The 16,354-nt window shown below is 69.2% G+C and carries 13 protein-coding genes; 1 reads left to right on the forward strand and 12 read right to left on the reverse strand.

The annotated features are described in order from the left end of the window. The 12 genes from nuoH to mqnC all read right to left on the reverse strand — a co-directional run bounded on the left by nuoH (window position 1) and on the right by mqnC (window position 13,289). Window positions 1-1,377: an NADH-quinone oxidoreductase subunit NuoH gene (gene nuoH / locus ACGFJ7_RS41575; RefSeq protein ID WP_360260511.1), complete on the reverse strand. Its 1,377-nt coding sequence runs from the start codon at window positions 1,375-1,377 to the stop codon at window positions 1-3. Continuing rightward, window positions 1,374-3,821 carry an NADH-quinone oxidoreductase subunit G gene (locus ACGFJ7_RS41580; RefSeq protein ID WP_392647552.1) on the reverse strand — a complete coding sequence of 816 codons (2,448 nt, stop codon included), beginning with the start codon at window positions 3,819-3,821 and terminating at the stop codon, window positions 1,374-1,376. Before ACGFJ7_RS41580 ends, nuoH begins: the two co-directional genes overlap by 4 nt. Next, on the reverse strand, window positions 3,821-5,137 hold the full coding sequence (gene nuoF / locus ACGFJ7_RS41585) for an NADH-quinone oxidoreductase subunit NuoF (RefSeq protein WP_360260515.1): 1,317 nt from the start codon (window positions 5,135-5,137) through the stop codon (window positions 3,821-3,823). Before nuoF ends, ACGFJ7_RS41580 begins: the two co-directional genes overlap by 1 nt. Continuing rightward, window positions 5,134-6,150 carry an NADH-quinone oxidoreductase subunit NuoE gene (gene nuoE / locus ACGFJ7_RS41590; protein ID WP_360260518.1) on the reverse strand — a complete coding sequence of 339 codons (1,017 nt, stop codon included), beginning with the start codon at window positions 6,148-6,150 and terminating at the stop codon, window positions 5,134-5,136. Before nuoE ends, nuoF begins: the two co-directional genes overlap by 4 nt. Beyond that, window positions 6,150-7,475, reverse strand: a complete 1,326-nt coding sequence (locus ACGFJ7_RS41595) for an NADH-quinone oxidoreductase subunit D (protein WP_360260520.1) — start codon at window positions 7,473-7,475, stop codon at window positions 6,150-6,152. The genes nuoE and ACGFJ7_RS41595 overlap by 1 nt, the downstream gene beginning before the upstream one ends. Continuing rightward, complete coding sequence (locus ACGFJ7_RS41600; protein WP_360260639.1) at window positions 7,472-8,089, reverse strand: NADH-quinone oxidoreductase subunit C; 618 nt, start codon at window positions 8,087-8,089, stop codon at window positions 7,472-7,474. The genes ACGFJ7_RS41595 and ACGFJ7_RS41600 overlap by 4 nt, the downstream gene beginning before the upstream one ends. A gap of 83 nt (window positions 8,090-8,172) precedes the next feature. After that, entirely contained in the window at window positions 8,173-8,841 is a 669-nt protein-coding gene (locus tag ACGFJ7_RS41605) for an NADH-quinone oxidoreductase subunit B family protein (RefSeq protein WP_360260523.1), read from the reverse strand. A gap of 34 nt (window positions 8,842-8,875) precedes the next feature. Further along, on the reverse strand, window positions 8,876-9,241 hold the full coding sequence (locus ACGFJ7_RS41610) for an NADH-quinone oxidoreductase subunit A (protein ID WP_360260525.1): 366 nt from the start codon (window positions 9,239-9,241) through the stop codon (window positions 8,876-8,878). Between the two features lie 74 nt (window positions 9,242-9,315). Then, entirely contained in the window at window positions 9,316-10,611 is a 1,296-nt protein-coding gene (locus ACGFJ7_RS41615; protein WP_360260528.1) for a geranylgeranyl reductase family protein, read from the reverse strand. Window positions 10,612-10,709: 98 nt separating this feature from the next. Further along, a complete protein-coding gene (locus ACGFJ7_RS41620) occupies window positions 10,710-10,979 on the reverse strand; it encodes a hypothetical protein (RefSeq protein ID WP_360260531.1) in 270 nt (89 codons plus the stop codon). 57 nt (window positions 10,980-11,036) lie between these two features. Continuing rightward, window positions 11,037-11,783 (reverse strand): demethylmenaquinone methyltransferase, encoded by a 747-nt coding sequence (locus tag ACGFJ7_RS41625; RefSeq protein WP_392647557.1) that lies wholly within the window; start codon window positions 11,781-11,783, stop codon window positions 11,037-11,039. A 264-nt stretch (window positions 11,784-12,047) separates the two neighbouring features. Continuing rightward, entirely contained in the window at window positions 12,048-13,289 is a 1,242-nt protein-coding gene (gene mqnC / locus ACGFJ7_RS41630; RefSeq protein WP_360260537.1) for a cyclic dehypoxanthinyl futalosine synthase, read from the reverse strand. Between the two features lie 133 nt (window positions 13,290-13,422). On the opposite strand from mqnC, the gene ACGFJ7_RS41635 reads away from it, so the two are divergent. Next, entirely contained in the window at window positions 13,423-16,353 is a 2,931-nt protein-coding gene (locus tag ACGFJ7_RS41635) for a DEAD/DEAH box helicase (RefSeq protein WP_392647559.1), read from the forward strand. Window position 16,354 lies beyond the last annotated feature (1 nt).

The following is a 16,354-nucleotide window of genomic DNA, read 5'->3' on the forward strand; positions in this document are numbered from 1 at the left end:
TCACACCTCCTTGTTTTCCGAGGGAGCGGGGTCGCCGCCCACCGTGGCGGGTGCGCGTTCGGCCACCGCGCGGCGGGCCCGTGGGCTGGGGGGAACCTGTAGGTCGATCGGTGGCACCGGGAAACTGCCCGGTGGTCGCGCGGCCAGCTGTTCCTCCAGGGAGAGCTGCCGTGGCTTGCGGGCGGCCGGCCAGAGCATGGCGACCAGCAGGACGACGACCACGATGCCGACGATCGAGATCCACTTGGCCTGCTGCGACAGCTCGTTGTTGGCGACCTTGACGTAGCTCAGGAAGAGGATCCAGACCAGGTTGACCGGGATGAGGACCTTCCAGCCGAACCGCATGAACTGGTCGTAGCGCATGCGGGGCAGCGTGGCCCGCAGCCAGATGAAGCCGAAGAGCAGCAGCAGCACCTTGGCGAAGAACCAGATCAGCCCGAAGTAGCCGGCGTTGGCGCCTTCCCAGATCGTGGTGATCGGCCACGGCGCGCGCCAGCCGCCGAGGAACAGCGTGGTGCAGAACGCCGAGACGGTGATCATGTTGATGTACTCGGCCAGGAAGAACAGCGCGAACTTGAACGACGAGTACTCGGTGTGGAAGCCACCGACCAGCTCCGACTCCGCCTCGGGCAGGTCGAACGGCGCCCGGTTGGTCTCACCGACGGCGGCGATGCAGTAGATGACGAAGCTGGGGAGCAGCAGGATCGCGTACCAGCTCGGTGTCGTCGCCTCCCAGCCGAAGATGTTCACCGGGTTGCCCTCGGCCTGCGCCTTGACGATCTGCGACGTGCTCATCGTGCCGGCCGTCATGAAGACGGCCACGATGGACAGACCCATGGCGACCTCGTACGAGATCATCTGCGCACTCGACCGCAGGCCACCCAGCAGCGGGTAGGTGGAGCCGGACGCCCAGCCGGCCAGCACGACGCCGTACACGCTCATCGAGGAGCAGGCGAGCAGCACCAGCACCGAGACCGGCACGTCGGTGAGCTGCAGCGCCGTCGTCTGGCCGAACATGTTGACCACGCCGCCGAACGGAATCACCGAGAAGGCGGTGAAGGCCGTGGTCGCCGAGATCACCGGGGCGATGAAGTAGACCACCTTGTCGGCGGTCTTTGGGATGATCTCCTCCTTGAACGGCAGCTTCACACCGTCCGTGAGGCTCTGCAGCCAGCCCTTGGGACCGACCTGGTTGGGACCGGGGCGGACCGCCATCCGGGCCACGACCTTGCGCTCATAGTTGATCGTGAAGAGCGTCAACAGGAGCAGCAGGACGAAGACGCCGAACAGCTTGATCAGCGTGATCCACCAGATGTCGTCCTCGAACGTCTGGAGGGTGGGGTCGACGGCGTGCGCCGCCAGCAATGTCGACTTCATGCGTTCGCTCCCGAAGAGAGCCGGACAACCGCGCCGGCGGTGACCCCCAGGCTGCGGCGCAGCGTGGAGCCTGGGGAGTTCGTGGGCAGCCACACCACCCGCGGCGGCAGATCGGTGATCGCGACCGGCAGGGTGACGGCGCCGCGGTCGGTGCCGACCGTGAGCGCGTCCCCGTCGGCCACGCCCAGCTCCTCGGCCAGGTCCTTGCCGATGCGGGCCAGCGGCGTCCGGGCCGTCCCGGCCAGCACCGCGTCGCCCTCGGTCAGCGAGCCGAGGTCGATCAGGTGGTGCCAGGTGGCGAGGACGGCTTCCGCCGAGGTGACGGAAGGCAGCGCGGCGGGAGACACCGAGGGCAGCGCCGGGCGGGCCGCGCTGCTCGCCGGCATGGCGCCGAGCTCGCGGCGGATCGCCATGACGTCGCCGGTCCCGAGCGTCACGTTCATCAGGGCCGCGATCGCCTCGAGCACCCGGCCGTCGGTCATCGCCGTGCTGGTCGGGAGCACCGTTCCGAAGGACCGCAGCCGGCCCTCCCAGTCGAGGTAGGTGCCCGACTTCTCGGCCGCCGGGGCCACCGGCAGCACCACGTCGGCGCGGCGGGTCACCGCGCTGTGCCGCAGCTCGAGGCTGACCACGAAGCCGGCCGCCTCGAGCGCCTGCTCGGCCAGCCGCGGGTCGGCCAGGTCGCCCGGGTCGACGCCGGCGACCAGCAGGCCGCCGAGCCTCCCCTCGGCGGCCGCCGCGATGATCGCGTCGGTGTCGCGGCCGGCCGAGCCCGGCAGCGTGTCGGGCGCGGCCTTCCACGCCCGGGCCAGCTCGGCCCGAGCGGCCGGGTCGGCCACCGGGCGCCCGCCCGGCAGCAGGTTGGGCAGGCAGCCGGCGTCGATGGCGCCGCGGTCACCGGCCCGGCGGGGCACCCACGCGAGGCGGGCGCCGGTCCGCACGGCCAGCGCCGCCGCGGCCGACAGACCGCCGGGCACCGTGGCCAGCCGCTCGCCGACGATCAGCACCGCGCCCGGCGTCGCGAGCGCGGCGGCGATCGCCGGGTCCTCGGCCAGCAGCCGGGCCTCCTCGCCGGGCACGGCCGCCACGAGCGCGGCCCCCAGCTTGGTGAAACCGCGGGTCAGGTACGGCGCGACGGCCGTGACCTTCAGCCGCTTGCGGTTGAAGCCCTTGCGCAGGCGCAGGAAGAGGATCGGGCACTCCTCCTCCGGCTCCAGCCCGGCGATCACCACCGAGCCCGCGTTCTCGACGTCCTCGTAGGTCACGTCGGCCAGTCCGGCCACCGACGAGGCCAGGAAATCGGCCTCCTCGGCGCTGAGCGGGCGGGCCCGGAAGTCGATGTCGTTGGTGCCGAGGGCGAGACGGGCGAATTTGGCGTACGAGTACGCGTCCTCCACGGTGAGCCGGCCACCCGTGAGGACCCCGACCCCGCTCTCCCTGGCCGCGGTCAGGCCTTCGGCCGCCGCCAGCAGCGCCTCGCTCCAGGACGCCTCGCGCAGCTCACCGTCGGCGCCGCGGATCAGCGGCGTGGTGATCCGGTCGTTGGCGGTCGTGTAGCGGAAACCCCAGCGGCCCTTGTCGCAGTTCCACTCCTCGTTGACCGCCGGGTCGTCGCCGGCCAGCCGGCGCAGCACCTTGCCGCGGCGGTGGTCGGCCCGCATCGAGCAGCCGGCCGCGCAGTGCTCGCACGCCGTCGGCGTGGAGACCAGGTCGAACGGGCGGGCCCGGAACCGGTACTGCTCGCCGGTGAGCGCGCCGACCGGGCAGATCTGGATCGTGTTGCCGGAGAAGTACGAGTTGAAGGCGACGTCGCCCTCGCCCTCGCCGACCTGGCCGTCACCGGTGCCGCGGCCGCCGAAGAAGTCGTCGCGGTAGACGTTGATCTGCTCGCCGGACGAGCGGTCCATCAGGTCGATGAACTTGTCGCCGGCGATCTCCTCGGAGAACCGGGTGCAGCGCTGGCACAGGATGCACCGCTCGCGGTCGAGCAGCACCTGGCTGGAGATGTGGATCGGCTTCTCGTACTCCCGCTTGTGCTCGTGGAAGCGGGAGTCGGTGCGGCCGTTCGTCATCGCCTGGTTCTGCAGCGGGCACTCGCCGCCCTTGTCGCAGGTCGGGCAGTCGAGCGGGTGGTTGGCCAGCAGCAGCTCCATCACGCCGCCCTGCGCCTTGGCGGCCACCGGCGAGGTGAGCTGGGTCTTGACGACCATGCCCTCGGCGACCGTCTGGGTGCAGGAGGCGACCGGCTTGCGCTGGCCCTCGATGTCGACCAGGCACTGCCGGCAGGCGCCGGCCGGCGCGAGCAGCGGGTGGTCGCAGAACCGGGGAATCGCGATGCCCATCCGCTCGGCCACGCGGATGACGAGCTCGCCCTTCTCGGCGACGACCTCGATCCCGTCGATGGTGAGCGTGACGGTGTCGGCCTTCTTGGCTACATCAGTCATCAGTGAGCTCCAACCAGGGACTTGGACGACAGCCGCGGAGCTGTCCGGCCCTCGATGTAGTCCAGGTAGTCCTGGCGGAAGAACTTCAGCGTGGACATGACCGGGGTGGCCGCGCCGTCACCGAGGCCGCAGAAGGACCGGCCGAAGATGTTGTCGGCGGTGTCCTGCAGGGTGTCGAGGTCCTTGTACGTGCCCTCGCCGGAGAGGATCCGGCGGTAGGTGCGGACCATCCAGTAGTTGCCCTCGCGGCACGGGGTGCACTTGCCGCAGGACTCGTGGTGGTAGAACTCCAGCCACCGCCAGGTCGAGTAGACCGGGCAGTCCTGGTCGCTGAAGATCTGCATGGCCGTGGTGCCGAGGATGGACCCGGCCGCGGCGACGCCCTCGAAGTCCATCGCCGTGTCGATGTGCTCGGCGGTGAGCAGCGGCGTCGACGATCCGCCGGGCGTCCAGAACTTCAGCTTGTGCCCGGGCTTCATCCCGCCGGCCAGCTCGATCAGCTCGCGCAGGGTGATGCCGAGCCCACACTCGTACTGGCCCGGGTTGGCGATCCGGCCGGAGAGCGAGTAGATCATCGGGCCGGCCGATTTCTCGGTGCCCATGCTCTTCCACCAGTCGGCGCCGCCGAGCACGATGTACGGCACACTCGCGATGGTGCCGACGTTGTTGACCACCGTCGGGCTCGCGTACAGGCCGGCGATCGCCGGGAACGGCGGCCGCAACCGCGGCTGGCCCCGGAAACCCTCGAGCGAGTCCAGCAGGGCGGTCTCCTCGCCGCAGATGTATGCGCCGGCGCCGCTGTGCACGACCAGCTCGAGGTCGAACCCGGAGCCGAGGATGTTCTCGCCCAGATATCCGGCGGCGCGCGCCTCCTCCACCGCGTTGCGCAGCCGCCGGGCGGCGTGCACCGCCTCGCCGCGAATGTAGATGAAGGCCCGGTTGGCCCGGATCGCGTACGCCGCGATGATCGCACCCTCGACCAGCGAGTGCGGGTCGTACGTCATCAGCGGCAGGTCCTTGCAGGTGCCGGGCTCGCCCTCATCCGCGTTGATCACGAGGTAGTGCGGCTTGCCGTCGCCCTGCGGGATGAAGCCCCACTTGAGACCGGTCGGGAAGCCGGCGCCGCCGCGGCCGCGCAGGCCCGAGTCCTTGATGAGCTGGATCAGGTCGTCGGGGTGGACGTCGAGGGCCTTGCGGACCGCACGGTATCCGTCCAGCTGCTCGTAGACGCCGATCTGCCAGGCGTTCGGCGAGAGCCAGCGCTTGGTGAGGACCGGGGTCAGCTTTTCCAGAAGCTCACGCCGTGGCTGGGTCACTTCGCCTCCTCGCTGCCGCGGGCGGTGTCGCCGGCGGGCTTGCCGTCACCGGCGGGCTGGTTGGCGCCCGCACCGGCCGCCTCGGCCGGGTTCGACGGCACGACCGGCGCCGGCTTGCTCGTGGCGTCCTTGTCCGGCGTGCTGGCGTCGGGGTTGCGCTGCTCGGCCGTACGGACCTGGGGGTCCTTGTCGTCGCCGGCCTTGACCGGCTTGCCCGCGTGCGAGGTCACCACCGACTTCACCTTGTCGACGACGGTGGCCACCGGGCCCTTGCTCTCCTCACGCGGGGAGGGCTTGGTCTTGGTGATGGGGGTGTCCGGGTTGAAGTTCGGCACCGCCACGCCGTGCTCCTGGGCCAGGGTCACGCCGCGCAGGGTGGGCGCCCCGGCCCGGCCGTCGCCGACCGCGCCTTCGCGGGGATCGGCGAAGCCGGCCAGCTGGACCTGCATCTCCTTGAGGGAGCAGATCCGCGCGCCCCGGGCCGGCGTGAACGACTCGCCGGTGCGCAGCTTCTCGACCAGGCCGACCGCCGCCTCCGGGGTGGCCTCGTCGAGGGCGAAGTCGTAGTTGACCGTGACGACCGGTGCGTAGTCGCAGGCGGCCAGGCACTCGGCGTGCTCCAGCGTGATGCGGCCGTCGCCGGTGGTCTCGTCGTGCCCGACGCCGAGGTGCTCGGACAGTTGGTCGTAGACCTCCTGGCCGCCGAGCGTGTTGCACAGCGTGTTGGTGCAGACGCTCACCAGGTACTCGCCGGTCGGCCGGCGCTTGTACATCGTGTAGAACGTCGCGACCGCGCCGACCTGGGCCTTGTTGATGCCCAGGATCTCGGCGCAGAACGCCACGCCGTTCGGGCTGACGTGGCCCTCGACGGTCTGCACCAGGTGGAGCAGCGGCAGCAGGGCCGACCGTTCGCGACCGGCGGGGTAGCGAGCGAGGATCTCAGTTGCCTGGCCGAGAAGCTTTTCGGCCAGAGGGGCGGCGGCGGGGGAGAAATCCACCGTTGTATCAGTCATTACCGGTCACACCCACCCATCACGGGGTCCAGAGAAGCGCCGCCGGCGATGACGTCGGCCAACAGCGCGCCCTCGGCCATCGCGGGGATGGCCTGGAGGTTCACGAAGCTCGGGTCGCGCATGTGCACCCGGTAGGGATGGGTGCCACCGTCGGAGACGGCGTGCACGCCGAGTTCCCCGCGCGGGTGTTCGATCGCGACGTAGACCTGACCCGCCGGCACCCGGAAGCCCTCGGTCACGAGCTTGAAATGGTGGATAAGGGACTCCATCGACTGGCCCATGATCTTGGCCACATGCTCGAGCGAGTTGCCCATGCCGTCCAGCCCGACGGCCAATTGCGCAGGCCAGGCTATCTTTTTGTCGGCGATGAAGATCGGACCCGGCCGCAGGCGGTCGAGGGCCTGCTCTATGATCTTGAGAGATTCTCGAATCTCGGCGAGACGAACCTGGTACCGCCCCCAGACGTCGGCGGTCGTCGCGGTCGGGACATCGAACTCATAATTTTCATAGCCGCAGTAGGGCATCGTCTTCCGCAGGTCCCAAGCCAGGCCGGCGGAACGCAGCACGGGCCCGGTGACGCCGAGCGCTAGGCAACCGGTCACGTCGAGCACGGCGACGCCCTGAGTACGCTCCTGCCAGATCACCTGGCCGGAGAGCATGGCCTCGTACTCCTTGAGTTTCTTGGGCAGGTAGACCAGAAAGTCGCGGATCTTCTTGATCGCCGACTCCGGAACGTCCTGCGCCACTCCGCCCGGGCGGAAATAGGCGTGGTTCATCCGCAGGCCGGAGGTCTCTTCGAAGATGTCGAGGATGTACTCACGCTCGCGGAAGCCGTACAGCATCATCGAGATGGCGCCCAGCTCCATGCCGGTGGTGGCCAGCCAGACCAGGTGCGACGAGATCCGGTTCAGCTCCATGAAGAGCACCCGGATCGTGTTCGCCCGCTCGGTGATCTGGTCGGTGATGCCGAGCAGCTTCTCGACGGCGAGGCAGTAACCGGCCTCGTTGAACAGCGGCGCGAGGTAATCGGCCCGGGTGACGAAGGTGGTGCCCTGCGTCCAGTTGCGGTACTCGAGGTTCTTCTCGATGCCCGTGTGGAGGTAACCGACGACCGGCCGTACCTCCTGAACGGTCTCGCCCTCGAGTTCGAGCACGAGGCGCAGAACGCCGTGCGTCGACGGGTGCTGCGGACCCATGTTGACGACGATCTTCTCGTTGCTCAGCGGGTCGACGCTGCCGGTGACGGTGTCCCAGTCGCCGCCGGTGACGGTGAAGACGCGGCCCTCGGTGGTCTCGCGCTCGGTTGCGTATCCGGACTGTGTCATTGGTAGACCCTCCGCTGGTCAGGAGGCGGAATCTCGGCGCCCTTGTACTCGACGGGCACGCCGCCGAGCGGGTAGTCCTTGCGCTGGGGGTGGCCCTCCCAGTCGTCCGGCATGAGCACCCGCGTCAGGTTGGGGTGACCCGCGAAGACCACGCCGAACATGTCGTACGTCTCCCGCTCCTGCCAGTCGGCGGTCGGGTAGACGCTGGTCACGCTGGGGACGCTCACGCCGTCGGGCACGGCGATCTCGAGCCGCACACGGCGCCGGTACGTCATCGAGGCCAGGTGGTAGACGACGTGCAGCCGGCGGACGTCGCTGGCGAGGTAGTCCACGCCGGACACCGACGAGCACAGCTCGAAGCGCAGCGACTCGTCGTCCCGCATGATCTGCGCGACTTCGGCGATCCGCTCGGCCTTGATGTGCAGGGTCAGCTCGCCCCGGTCGACCACGACCCGCTCGATCGCGTCGGCGAAGCCGGGGTACGCCTCCTCGAGGGCGTCGGTGACCTCGTCGAAGTACCCGCCGTACGGCTTGGGGCTGCTGATCTCCTCGGGCCGCCGGCGGACCAGGCCGCCGAAGCCGGAGACGTCACCGGTGCCGGTGATGCCGAACATGCCCTTCTGCGGGCTGGCCGGCGCCTGGGCCGGGGCGTCGATGTCGGCGCCGACCGGCTGGGGGCCGTCCTGTGGTTCGATGCTCACTTGCCCTCCCGCAGGTGCGGCTGCAGCTTCATCCAGTTCTCGATGCGCAGCTGTTCCTCGCGGCCTTCCTTGACCGCCTGCGTCCACTCGGCCCGGCGCACCTTGTCCACCCGGTACGACGACGGCATCGCACCCGGCGCGACGACCGGTACCTTGCCTTCGGCCCGGCGCTGCTCCAGCATCTTGCGGCCGTTGGGGCCGAGCGGCTGGGCCATCACCTTCTCGCGCATCTTGAGGATGGCGTCGATCAGCATCTCGGGCCGCGGCGGGCAGCCGGGCAGGTAGACGTCGACCGGGACGATGTGGTCCACGCCCTGCACGATCGCGTAGTTGTTGAACATGCCGCCGGACGAGGCGCACACGCCCATCGAGATCACCGAGCGGGGCTCGGGCATCTGGTCGTAGATCTGCCGGACGACGGGCGCCATCTTCTGACTCACCCGACCCGCCACGATCATCAGGTCGGCCTGCCGGGGCGAGGCCCGGAAGACCTCCATGCCCCAGCGACCGAGGTCGTAGTGCGGACCGCCGGCGGCCATCATCTCGATGGCACAGCAGGCCAGTCCGAAGGTGGCACCCCAGAACGAGGACTTGCGGGCCCAGTTCGACAACTTCTCGACGGAGGTCAGCAGGATGCCGGCCGGTAGTTTCTCTTCGATTCCCATGGCTGTGTCTCCTGTTAAGACCAGTTGCCGCGGATCAGTCCCAGTTGAGGCCGCCACGCCGCCACACGTAGGTGTAGGCGATGAAGACCGTGACGATGAACAGGACCATCTCGACGAAGCCGAACAGGCCGAGCGCGTTGAAGGACACGGCCCACGGATAGAGGAAGATGGTCTCGATGTCGAAGATGATGAAGAGCATCGCGGTCAGGTAGAACTTCACCGGGAACCGGCCGCCGCCCACCGGTGTCGGCGCCGGTTCGATACCGCACTCGTACGCGTCGAGCTTGGCCCGGTTGTAGCGATGTGGACCGACGATCGGCGCGATCGACACCGAGAACAACGCGAAGAGCGCGCCGAGGACAAGTAACCCGACGATCGGGACGTATGGGTTGACCGACATCTCAGGACTCCTACTGCGACTATGAGCCGTATAACACTATTCGTCCGATTTGTTCTTGGTCGAGCGGGGGTGCGTCAGACGGCGGGGGCCACCTTCGTCAGGCCGTTGATCACCCGGTCCATCGCGTCACCACCACGCGGGTCGGTGAGGTTGGCCAGCAGTTTCAGAACGAACCGCATCAACGTCGGATGCGGCATCCCGTGCTTCGTCGCGAGCCGCATGATCTGCGGGTTGCCGATGAGCTTCACGAACACTCCGCCGAGTCGGTAGTAGCCACCGAACCGCAGACTAAGCTCCGACGGGTACGCCCGCAGCGCACGCTCGCGGTCGGCACCCTCGGGCCGGGCCAGCGCCTGCACGGCCACCTCGGCCGCGAGCTCGCCCGACTCCATGGCGTACGCGATGCCCTCGCCGTTCATCGGGTTCACCATGCCGCCGGAGTCGCCGACCAGCATGAGACCGCGCGTGTAGTGCGGCACCCGGTTGAAGCCCATCGGCAGCGCGGCGCCGAGGATCGGCCCGTCCGCGTTGGTCTCGTCGCGGAAACCCCAGTCGGCGGGCGTGCCGGCCAGCCAGTCGGTGAGCATCGACCGGTAGTTGGTCTTGCCGAAGGCGCTGGACGAGTTGAGGATGCCGAGGCCCACGTTCACCCGGCCGTCGCCCATGCCGAAGATCCAGCCGTAGCCGGGAAGCAGGCGGCTCGGGTCCTCGGAGCTGCGAAGCTCCAGCCAGGACTCGAGGTAGTCGTCGTCGGCGCGCACGGGCGAGGTGTAGTAGCGCCGGACGGCCACGCCCAGCGGGCGGTCGTCGCGCTTGGCCAGGCCCATCGCCAGCGGGAGCTTGCCCGAGACGCCGTCGGCGGCGATCACCAGCGGGGCCCGGAACTGCACGGGCTCCTTGCCGGGACCGACCTTGGCCTCGACGCCGATGGCGTGACCGTCGTCGTCGAGCACGGGGCCGGTGACGTTCACGTTCGTCCGCAGCAGCGCACCGGCCTCGACCGCGCGCTTGGCCAGCATGTCGTCGAAGTCCAGCCGGGTACGGACGAGACCGTAGTCGGGGAAGCTGGCCAGGTCGGGCCAGTCGAGCTCGAGCCGGACGCCGCCGCCGATCACGCGCAGGCCACGGTTGTGCAGCCAGCCGGCCTTCTCGGAGGTGTCGACGCCCATCCGGACCAGTTGCCGGACAGCGCGCGGGGTGAGGCCGTCACCGCACACTTTTTCGCGCGGGAACTCGGTTTTCTCGAGAAGCAGAACGCGCAAGCCATGACGCGCCATGTGATAAGCGGCCGCGGACCCGCCCGGACCCGCTCCGACGACGATCACATCCGCTTCGTCGGCGACCGGACCGGATAGTACCTCGTTGCGCACACCACACCTCCGTCTCGCAGCGGCTCGTGAAACAGTTCACAAGCGCGCCCAAGTCGGAGTCTAAGACGGCCATCGAAGGTCGTTCGGGTAAGGGAACCCTAACTGTTTCGCGCCGGTGAATTGACGGACGGTGCCTCCGAGGTGATCTCGGACTCGCCGTCGGAGTCCAGGAACTGGCGGAAGGTGCCGCCGGTCGCCTTCTCCAGAGCGGAGATCAACTGCTCGACGAGATCTTGTGCCAGCTCAGGATCTTGAGCGGCCACCATCCGGATGCGGGCGGCCAGCTCCATGCCACGACGCTCGCCGGCGTCACGGTCGTCGATCGCAATGTCGATGTCGGTGTCCTCGAGGTGCCCGAAAGTGGTCATTCTCCGAGGAAAACAGGAACTCGCCGTAGATGGGCGGAAACGTGCGACTTGTCCCCTTTAGAGACGCGTGGCTCGATGCAATGCCACGACGCCGCCCGTCAGGTTGCGCCAGCCGACGCGGTCCCACGAACCCGACTCGGCGATCCGGCCGGCCAGGGCCTCCTGGTCGGGCCAGGCACGGATCGATTCGGCGAGATAGACGTACGCGTCGGGGTTGCTCGACACACTGCGGGCGACCGCGGGCAACGACCGCATGAGGTACTGCAGATAGACAGTGCGGAAGGCGCCGTTGGTCGGGTGGCTGAACTCGCACACCACCAAGCGGCCACCGGGACGTGTCACCCGGCCGAGCTCACGCAGCGCAGCCCCCGTGTCGACCACGTTGCGTAGCGCGAAGGAGATCGTGACCGCGTCGAACGTCCCGTCTGGGAAGGGCAGCCGCAGCGCGTCGCCGGCCACCAGCGGCACGACCGGCCGGGCCTGGCGCCCCACACGCAGCATGCCGACGGACAAATCGGCCCCGACCGCGAACGCGCCCGACCGGCCCAGTTCCTCGGTCGAGACGCCGGTGCCGGCGCCCACGTCCAGCACCCGCTCCCCCGGCCGCAGCCCCAGCGCCGCCCGCGTCGCCCGCCGCCAGCCACGGTCCTGCCCGAAGGAGAGCACCGTGTTGGTCAGGTCGTACCGCTTGGCCACGCCGTCGAACATCTCGGCGACCTCATGCGGCTGCTTGTCCAGATCTGCGCGCGTCACGCGGACAACTGTGCCACCCCGGAAAACAGATCGGGCGGGATGGTCACCCATCCCGCCCGGTTCCTTGTGCGTTATATATACGACCGCCATCGGTCGGGTCCGCAACCAACACCGAGAAGATTGATTCCCGGTAGAAGTCTCAGGTCTTACGAGGGCAACGTAACCAGCGGGGAAAGCTCGGAACAGAGGTTCACGTCGCTCGTTACGAAGTGGCAATCCGCCCTCCCCGGTTCGCCGAGGGGCACCTGACCGAACGGTCAACGGCGACCCCCCGAACAGGGCGTTCTCGATATCGGCCTGTGACTTTCTTTACCGTTACGAGACCCCGACGACCGGAAGCTGCTGACGGCCGGCGCCGCCGCCGGGCATCGCGATCGAGGAGAAGTGGGACACCACCCGCTCGTCGGTCGGGTCGTCCTCGGGCGTGTAGTGCACGGCCAGATGCTTGTAGAGGGTGTCGCGCTGGGCCGGGATGCGGTCGGCCGTACGGATCATCCAGATCAGCTCGTGCAGGTTGGACCGGTGCCGGGCGCCGGCCGAGGAGATCACGTTCTCCTCCAGCATGATCGAGCCCAGGTCGTCGACGCCGAGGTGCAGCGAGAGCTGGCCGACGTCCTTGCCGGTGGTCAGCCACGAGGCCTGCAGGTGGGACACGTTGTCGAAGAACAGCCGCGACATCGCCAGGAAGCGCAGGTACTCCATCGTCGTGGCCTGCGTACGGCCCTTCAGGTGGTTGTTCTCCGGCTGGTAGGTCCAGGGGATGAAGGCCCGGAACCCCCCGACCGCCTGGCCACTCTCGACGGCGTCGTCGCGGTAGCCATTCGCCACCGCGAGGTCCTGCACGTCGCGGATCATCCGGATGTGCTCGATGCGCTCCTCGTGGGTCTCGCCGGTGCCCATCATCATGGTCGCGGTCGACGAGAGGCCGTTGCGGTGCGCGACCGCCATCACCTCGAGCCAGCGGGCGCCGCTCTCCTTCAGCGGGGCGATGGCCTGGCGGGGACGGTCGGGCAGCATCTCGGCGCCCGCGCCGGCGATCGAGTCGAGCCCGGCCGCCTTGATCCGCAGGATGGCCTCCTCGATCGAGACGCCGGAGACCTTGGCCATGTGCAGGATCTCGCTGGGGCCGATCGAGTGGATCGCGAGCTGCGGGAACGCCTGCTTGACGGAGGAGAAGAGGTTCTCGTAGTACTCCACGCCGAAGTCGGGGTGGTGGCCGCCCTGGAGCATCACCTGGGTGGCGCCGAGGTCGACCGCCTCACCGCATCGGTTGAGGATCTCCTCCATCGGGTGCGACCAGCCCTCCTTGTGCTTCGGAGCACGGAAGAAGGCGCAGAACTTGCACGCGGTGACGCACACGTTCGTGTAGTTGATGTTGCGGTCGATCAGGTACGTGACGATGCCGTCCGGGTGGCGGCGGCGGCGCACCGTGTCGGCGGCCTCGCCCAGCGCGTGGAACGGAGCGTCCGTGTAGAGCAGCAGCGCTTCCTCGGGCGTGATCCGCCCGCCGTCGGCCGCGCGCTGCAGAATGCTGTCGATCTCCCGGTTCGCCGTCACGTACCGAAGAGTACGTCCGCCGGGGGTGAACCGTCAGCGGCCTACCTCTCAGATGGGTCGTTACTCTCGATGGCGGTCTTCGGTGGGGGTGGGTGTGCTCGTCGTACACGGTGGTTGGGCAGGCGGGCAGCTGATGCTCTGGGGCGAGGACCCGGGCCGGCCGCTGATCACCTCGTCGCGGGCGCAGGAACGCGCTCACCCGTTCGCCACCGACGATCTGCCGGACATCTCCGGCGGGTCCGTGACGACGGCGATCCTCCATCTGCCCAGCACCGCCCGCGGGCCCGTACCGTCGCCCGAGACCGGCCTCGAGGCGGCCGGCCGCGGAATCAAGCTCGTCCCCTGGCGGGTGCCGGTGCTCCTGATCCCCGGGGCCGAGGCGATGGCGGCCCTCGGCGGGCTGGCCGAGCCGCCCGATGACTGGCTGGCCGGCTCCGATCTGCGCTATCTCTGCGTCCTGGCCGGCTACGCCTGCGACCTGGCCCGGCGGGGCCGGATGCTGCCGCAGCTGGTCACCGAGAACGGCGTGGCTACCGCCCGCTGGCGGCCGGTGCTCACCGGCGCCGACGCGGCCGTCTACCGGGACTTCGCCGAGGGGATGCCCCCGTCGGTGCGCGCGGCCGGCGACGGCGTGACGGTGACGCTGCGCAACGCACTCGATCACCTTGTCGACGCGGCCGCACGCTCCGTGATGCCCGAGCGGATCCTGCACGGGCATCGGGCCGGCCCCAAGGCCCCCCTGCCCGACCGGTGGATCGCCGCCCTGACCGCCGACGACCCCACCCTGCCCGGCGCCCGCCCGGCCGAGGAACGTGAGCTCCGCTCGGCCCTCGACGACTGGCTGCGCGCCGCCCACGAGGCGAACGGCCCGGTGCGGGTGAGCTTCCGGCTGTTCGAGCCCGAACCCGAGACCGACGAGTGGGGTCTCGAGTTCGCCCTGCAGTCGGCCGACGATCCCAGCCTCTACCTGCCGGCCGAGGAGGTCTGGGCCGGTGGCCGCTTCCCCGGCCTGCCCGCCCGGCCCGACGAGACGCTGCTGGCCGGGCTCGGCCGGGCCGTACGGCTCTTCCCGCCGCTCCACGAGGCCCTGCGCGACCAGGAGCCGGGCCGGATGGCGATCGACACCGCGGGGGCGCACGAGTTCCTGCGGAGCGCGGCGCCGCTGCTCCAGGCGGCCGGCTTCGGCGTGCAGCTGCCGGCGTGGGCCGGGCGCAAGGCGGTCGGGCTCAAGCTGACCACCCGTACCCGCAAGCCGAAGGGCACCTCGACCCGGGCCGCCGCCGAATCCGGTTTCGGCCTCCAGGAGCTGGTCGACTTCCGGCTCGACCTGGTGATCGGCGACGGCGTGGTCACCGCCGAGGAGCTGGCCGAGCTGGCCCGGCTCAAGGTTCCGCTGGTGCGGGTGCGCGGGCAGTGGGTGGAGCTCGACGACCGCCAGCTGAAGGCCGCGCTCAGGGCCGTCACCTCCAGGCGTGCGGGCGAGCTGACCGCGGGCGAGGTCCTGCAGCAGGTGGTGGACGGCGGCGAGGAGGATCTGCCGCTGGTCGAGGTGGACGCCGACGGGATGCTCGGCGACCTGCTGTCGGGCCAGGCGGCCGACCGGATGGAACCCGTGCCCACTCCCGCCTCCTTCCAGGGCGCATTGCGGCCCTACCAGGAGCGCGGTCTCTCCTGGCTGCACTTTCTCACCCGGCTCGGGCTGGGCGGCATCCTGGCCGACGACATGGGTCTCGGCAAAACGGCCCAGACCCTCTCCCTCCTGCTGGCCGAGCGGGCAATCGGACCGGCAAACCCGACAATTCTCATTTGTCCAATGTCCTTGGTCAGCAACTGGCAGAAGGAAGCTGCCCGATTCGCGCCATCGCTCCGCGTTTACGTCCATCATGGCGGTACGCGCGTCCGCGGCGACGAGTTTGCCGACACAGTGGACAATTCAGACTTGGTCATCACCACCTACGGCACCGCGACCCGCGATCTGGAGACGCTGAAGAAGGTCGACTGGGGTCGCGTGGTCTGCGACGAGGCCCAAGCGATCAAGAACAGCGGAACCCGGCAGTCCCAGGCCGTACGAGCCGTGCCGGCCCGCACCCGTCTCGCGCTGACCGGCACGCCGGTCGAGAATCACCTGGCCGAACTGTGGTCCATCATGGACTTCTGCAACCCCGGCATCCTCGGCCCGGCCAAGCGGTTCCGCCGCCGCTTCCAGGAACCGATCGAGATCCACCAGGACGAGGACGCGGCTGCCGCCCTCAAGCGCGCCACCGGCCCGTTCGTGCTGCGCCGCCTCAAGACCGACAAGACCATCATCTCCGACCTGCCCGAGAAGAACGAGATGAAGGTCTGGTGCACGCTCACCGCCGAACAGGCCACGCTCTATCAGGCCGTGGTCGAGGACATGCTGTCGGAGATCGAGGGCAGCGAGGGCATCCAGCGCCGCGGCAACGTGCTGGCCGCGATGACCAAGCTCAAGCAGGTCTGCAACCATCCGGCCCACCTGCTCAAGGACGGCTCCCGGCTGCCCGCCCGCTCGGGCAAGCTGGCCCGGCTCGAGGAACTCGCCCAAGAGATCATCGAGGACGGCGACAAGGCCCTGATCTTCACGCAGTACGCCGAGTGGGGCTCGCTGCTGCAGCCCTATCTGGCCGCCCATCTCGACCGACCGGTGCTGTGGCTCCATGGTGGACTGACGAAGGCCAAGCGCGACGATCTGGTCGAACGCTTCCAGAACGACGACGAGCCGATGCTCTTCCTGCTGTCCCTGAAGGCGGCGGGTACCGGCCTGAATCTGACCGCCGCCAACCACGTCGTCCACTTCGACCGGTGGTGGAACCCGGCGGTCGAGAACCAGGCGACCGACCGGGCTTTCCGCATTGGACAGTCGCGCAACGTGCAGGTCCGCAAGTTCATCTGCACCGGCACGCTGGAGGAGAAGATCGACGCGATGATAGAACGCAAGAAGGCGCTGGCCTCGTCGGTCGTCGGCACCGGCGAGGACTGGATCACCGACCTCAGCACCGATCAGCTGCGCGAACTGTTCGCGCTCGACCCGGCGGCGGTGAGGTGAC

The sequence above is a fragment of the Actinoplanes sp. NPDC048988 genome, from assembly GCF_043197815.1.
Taxonomy (GTDB): domain Bacteria; phylum Actinomycetota; class Actinomycetes; order Mycobacteriales; family Micromonosporaceae; genus Actinoplanes.

Excerpts from the sequence above, each read along its gene's own strand:
- nuoH (WP_360260511.1), bottom strand. The coding sequence starts at position 1,377 with ATGAAGTCGACATTGCTGGCGGCGCACGCCGTCGACCCCACCCTCCAG.
- ACGFJ7_RS41580 (WP_392647552.1), bottom strand. The coding sequence starts at position 3,821 with ATGACTGATGTAGCCAAGAAGGCCGACACCGTCACGCTCACCATCGAC.
- nuoE (WP_360260518.1), bottom strand. The coding sequence starts at position 6,150 with ATGACTGATACAACGGTGGATTTCTCCCCCGCCGCCGCCCCTCTGGCC.
- ACGFJ7_RS41595 (WP_360260520.1), bottom strand. The coding sequence starts at position 7,475 with ATGACACAGTCCGGATACGCAACCGAGCGCGAGACCACCGAGGGCCGC.
- ACGFJ7_RS41600 (WP_360260639.1), bottom strand. The coding sequence starts at position 8,089 with ATGTTCGGCATCACCGGCACCGGTGACGTCTCCGGCTTCGGCGGCCTG.
- ACGFJ7_RS41605 (WP_360260523.1), bottom strand. The coding sequence starts at position 8,841 with ATGGGAATCGAAGAGAAACTACCGGCCGGCATCCTGCTGACCTCCGTC.
- ACGFJ7_RS41610 (WP_360260525.1), bottom strand. The coding sequence starts at position 9,241 with ATGTCGGTCAACCCATACGTCCCGATCGTCGGGTTACTTGTCCTCGGC.
- ACGFJ7_RS41620 (WP_360260531.1), bottom strand. The coding sequence starts at position 10,979 with ATGACCACTTTCGGGCACCTCGAGGACACCGACATCGACATTGCGATC.
- ACGFJ7_RS41625 (WP_392647557.1), bottom strand. The coding sequence starts at position 11,783 with ATGGGTGACCATCCCGCCCGATCTGTTTTCCGGGGTGGCACAGTTGTC.
- ACGFJ7_RS41635 (WP_392647559.1), top strand. The coding sequence starts at position 13,423 with ATGCTCTGGGGCGAGGACCCGGGCCGGCCGCTGATCACCTCGTCGCGG.